A 5,202-nucleotide genomic window follows, 5' to 3' on the forward strand; every position below is an offset into this window, starting at 1 on the left:
GGTCAACAACTTCCAGAATTTAAAATGACCTCTCAAGATGGAAAATTGCTTGCTATCTCGGAACTGTATGATAAACCTATATTAGTTGTCGAATGGGCTAGTTGGTGTCCGGATTGCCAGAAACAACTACCCATTGTTCAGCAGATGTATGAAAAGTATGGAGATCAAATTCATTTTGTTCTTCTGAATATGAACGAACCCGGAAAAGAAACAAAGGAAACTGCTGATCAGTATATCAAAGAAAAAGGATATACTTTCCCATATTATTATGACGAAGATCAGTCCGCAGCCGATCTTTTACAGGTTCAAACCATACCAAGTATGTATCTTGTGACAAAACAGCAACAGGTAAAGAATGTATTAGTAAATCATACCACTGCTGAAAAATTCTCGAAAGAGTTACAGGAACTGCTAGACTAACGTACATCTATTTCAGAATAAAGGAGGAAGAAGAAATCACAATAGGATTTCAGAGAAAACTATGAGAGATTTCATCAAAAAGGTCTCCATTTTGTTTATGATTCTGTTTCTTTCTGTGCCATTGGGATTGGCTGGACTGTTCCTCGCTCGAGGTGCATCAGCTGATGAAGGGGCTGCTAGACAAGTAGGAGAGAATACGGAAATTATCCAGAATGGATGTTATCGTAAGGTAAAGAAAACAGAAAAAACACAGTGGACAGTTCCACGTAAACCGATCGACTTAGTTATCCTTCAGGATGCAAGTGGATCCTTTGAAAAAACTATTCCTAGTGTTAAGAATGCCTTGAAGCGTTTGACCACTTATGTGAAACCTGAACAGTACAATGAAACTGACCCACATTTAGTGAGTACAGGTGATCCAGATACGACTGACCGCGTCTTCGTTTCAGCTTATCAAGGATTGGATCAGGTTCGATATTTTGATAATGAAGACTTCACAGGAGCGATTGATACCTATACAAATGAGGGGATCACTGGTAAACATTATCAGTTTAGTTCAAGTGATTTAACGTCAGATCAAAAATCTATTCATAGCTTTATTGATAATATTGCTGTTGGAGGAGGAACTCCTACAGTTCCTGGGATTACAGATGCTCTTGCTGCTTATAACAAGCAAAAAGGAGAAATGAAAAATGGTCGTAAGACCGTATTCCTCCTTGTAACGGATGGTGTGGCCAATGGTTACCGTCTCCCAGATGGTAATGTTGTTATGGATAAAAGTTATGCCAGAACTTATAAGCTACAACCTGCATGGGGACTTGATCAAAACTATTTCCCTGAAGCAGCGCAAGATATTGTCAGCCGTGCAAACGAGTTAAAAGAGGCAGGAAACACCCTTAAGAATGTTGTTGGTTCAGAAGGTTCTGTAGTTATTGGTTTCTGGGAGCGTGTAGCAGGGTTCACTGACCCGTATTTCCAATATGGTTCTGCTTACTTGAATGGATTCGGAAACACATTGGATATCGGTGACAATCGTTCAGTGCAAGGAATCTTCCATGATGCTCTTCAATCGATGGCTTCACCAGACAAGGTTGTGAACGGAAAGAAAGTTTCTTTCTATGTTAATGAACAAAGTGATATCGATAAGTTCTCAAATCGAATTTTAGAATCCGTAGCTGCAGCTTTGATTAAGGAAGATATCAAAGGTGAGTTCACTGTTACACATGGGTATAAGGTCGATGCTGTTCGAATCAATGGTAAGACTGTTGTTGAAAAAGTCACAGATCCATCGAAACAAATTCGTGGTCGAATCAATCAAGAAGGTGACAATGTCACCATCTATGTACCCGATAGTGTCTTCAACCCAGGAGATAACAATTTCGACTATGATTTGAGCAAGGAAGCTCGTGCTCCTGAAACGAATGAAGAGGATGAAGTTGATCCGCCAGAGGATTACCAACCAACGAATGAAACAATTACAGTCCCTGAATTGACCGGTGTCTTTAAGACAGGTGAGTATACAACTCGTAAGATTGGTGGACGTAATGAAAAAGTTGAAGTTCAAAAACTCGAGTACTGTTACCCAAGTGTTACTAAGAAAATTACTGACGCAGATAAGAGCAATGACTTGGGAGAAATTGATGATCCGCTTGGTTTGACAAAGAAAAAAGCCTATTCTGCACAATTGTCAGACAAGGCAGAGGAGTTCACCTATACTCTTGATTACAACTTCAATAACGTAGCCTACGAATTTGAAAAGAACGTCATGTTGACAGACCCACTTGACTACCGTTTGGAAGTGGTTGAAAGTTCAGCTACTGGACCAAATGGAGAAAAATGGACCACTCGTGTAGTTAGTCAAGATGATTCAGAAGGCAACCCTCAAAGTGTCGTGGTTGCGGATGTTCCTGCTAAAGGATCCAACTATAATTACTTGGTATTGAAGAAAGCTCAAATGACCATCAAGGTTCGTTTGAAAGAACAATACCGCAATAATCAATCAAGTAAAGAATTCATGGCTCTCCTTCAGGAAAGTAATGGATTTGGTCTCCTAAACCAAGGGAACATCATGTGGAATGGTGATGACAATCAACCAAACCAAGATGCGCATGCCAAGACAGATACCAAACCAAGTACCATTCGCCGTTCAAATCCAGTTTACGTGAAACCGCCAGTAGTAACAGAGATTACGAAGAAGGTTAATGACAAAGAACATGAAGATTTGAAGGCAGAAGAGGAACTCTTTGAGTACAAGGTGACTGCTCCATGGCCAGGTATTGCGGACAACTTTACGCTGACAGATACAGTTGTTCCAGAGTTAGAAGTTCAAGCAGATAGTTTGAATGTAAAACTCGGTGGAAAAGATAACGCTGATTTGAAAGGTGCGACAACCGTTTCAGGTCAAACCGTTTCGTTGACACTAGACAAAACTAATCTTGAAAAAATCACTCGTAAAGTGAATCGCCGTAAGGTGAAAGACATTCAATATGTAGAATTAACCTTTAAGGCGAAAATCCGTAAAGGTGCTGATCTTTCTAAATACAAGAAAGATGGTCAAGTAAAAGTACCAAATACAGCGGATGTGATCTTGAACGATGTGAAACAAACATCTAACGAAGTAACGGTTACCCCACCAAAACCAAAAGAACCAACGATTGATAAGAAAATCAATGAAAACTTGGATAGCTTCCAAACGTTTGATGGGCAACCATACAACTACAATATTACAACAGCAGTACCAAGTGATGTTGCTAATTACAAGAAATTTGTGATTCGTGATACACTGGATTCTAATTTGGAACTTGCAGGAGACGTAAGTATTAAAGGTTCTGCAGCGGCCCTCTTTGATATCCACACCAATGGCCAAGAGATTACGGCAACGGTGAAGGATGGTCAGTTTGGTGAACTTGCAAAATACTCAACTGTTGAACTAGTCATTCCTGCAAAAGTTAAAAATGGTGTGACAGGCACAACCATTGAAAACAAGGCTTCTATTTCCTTTACAAATGAGAATAATGTAGAGAAAGAAGTTGAATCGAAACCTGTCACCGTAACGCCACCTCCTGTAACGAAGAAGATCAATGAAACTCTTGATCACTTAGATATCGCGACAGGTCAAGCGTATAACTACAACATTAAGACAAAACTTCCAACCGATATTACAGATTACAAGAAATTTGTGATTACAGATACACTTGAAGGAGATTTGTCAGTTATCAATGAAACTTCAAGCAAACCAGTTATCAAAGGAGCAGCTGCAGCCTTCTTCGATGTAACAGTTGAGGGTCAAACCGTGACTGCAACGATGAAGGACTTTGCGAACGCTACAGACCTTGCTGGTCAAGAAGTGGAATTGATTATTCCAGCTAAGATCAATGATGGAGTGACTCGTATCAACATTCCAAATACTGCGAAGTTCAGCTTCACAGATAAGAACGATCATAGCGGAGAAAAAGAAACAAAACCTGTAACCGTAACTCCTCCATCAGAACCAGGTGTTGATAAGAAAATCAACGAAACACTGACAGAGGCAACAATCGGTGCGGAAACCGACTTTACTTATAATATCAAAGCGAAATTGCCAAATGATATTACAACGTACAAGTCCTTCGTTGTAACGGATACCTTGGATGAGAACTTGACTCCAGATCAAGCTGAAATCAAGGGAGCGGCAGCGAAATTCTTCGATGTAACAGTTCAAGGTCAAACCGTGACTGCAACGATGAAAGATTTTGCGAATGCGGGTGACTACGGTAACCAAGAAGTAGAACTCGTGATTCATGCCAAAGTGAAGAAAGGCTCAACTGTTCCATCTATTGAGAACAAAGCTAAGATTACTTACACCAACAAGAATGACCAACAAGGTGAGAAAGAAACCAAGCCGGTCACTGTTACACCACCACCAATCACGAAGAAGGTGAATGGTCAGGAACACGCAGATCTTGGTAAGTTATCAGAAATCTTTACGTATACGATTGACTCAACGGTTCCACATGTGGCAGATAGCTTCACCATTTCAGATGATATCGTCAAAGAATTGGCATTTGAAGGAGAAGCAACGGTCACTGTTGATGGCCAAGCTGTTCAAGACCTCACTGTAACAACAGAAGGTCAACGTTTGACGGTCACATTTGGTAAAGAGCAAGTGAAACAATATGCTGGTAAAGCTGTACAAGTTTCATTTAAGGCTAAGGTGAAGGAAGGCATTACCTTTGATGCACTCTTAGCGGCTTATCCAAATGAATCAAAAGACAAGCCGGTAGTACCAAATACTGCTAGCTACATCATTAATGATAATCCTGATTCTAAGAAAGAATCAAAACCAGTTACCGTTACACCACCACCAACCACTACTCCAGAGCTTAAGAAGGAAGTAAACGGAGCAGAACGTTATGATCTTGCAAAACGTAATGAAGAGTTTACTTATACTTTGAAAACAACAATGCCTGCCAGCGCAACTGTGTTTGAGATGACAGACGAGTTGAAAGAAGTTCTAGAATTTGTTGGTGAGAATGCTTCAGCGACTGTTAAACTTGATGGTGAAGATGCAGGATCGAAGGCGACAGTGACACTTTCTGGTCAAGTCATCAAAGTTGCCTTTACAGAAGCTTCTGTCAAAGCAGATGCCGGTAAGTCAATTGAAGTGAATTTCAAGGCTAAGATTAGAGATAATGCCAACTTATCAGCTTATGTGAATAAAGATGGTAAGACTGAAATTCCAAACAAGGCTTCTTACGATATTGATCATAATCCAAAATACCACAAGGATTCTAATGAAGTCCC

2 protein-coding genes are annotated in these 5,202 nt (G+C 40.2%); both read left to right on the forward strand.

Annotated elements, in window-relative coordinates:
- Window positions 1-420, forward strand: a 420-nt coding sequence (locus tag SORDD25_RS06740) for a TlpA family protein disulfide reductase (RefSeq protein ID WP_153014483.1), incomplete at its 5' end; no start/stop codon positions are given.
- Window positions 421-481: 61 nt separating this feature from the next.
- On the forward strand, window positions 482-5,202 hold a 4,721-nt coding region (locus SORDD25_RS06745), incomplete at its 3' end, for an isopeptide-forming domain-containing fimbrial protein (protein WP_153014484.1).

It is taken from the genome of Streptococcus oralis, assembly GCF_001579525.1.
GTDB classification, from domain to species: Bacteria; Bacillota; Bacilli; order Lactobacillales; family Streptococcaceae; genus Streptococcus; species Streptococcus oralis_M.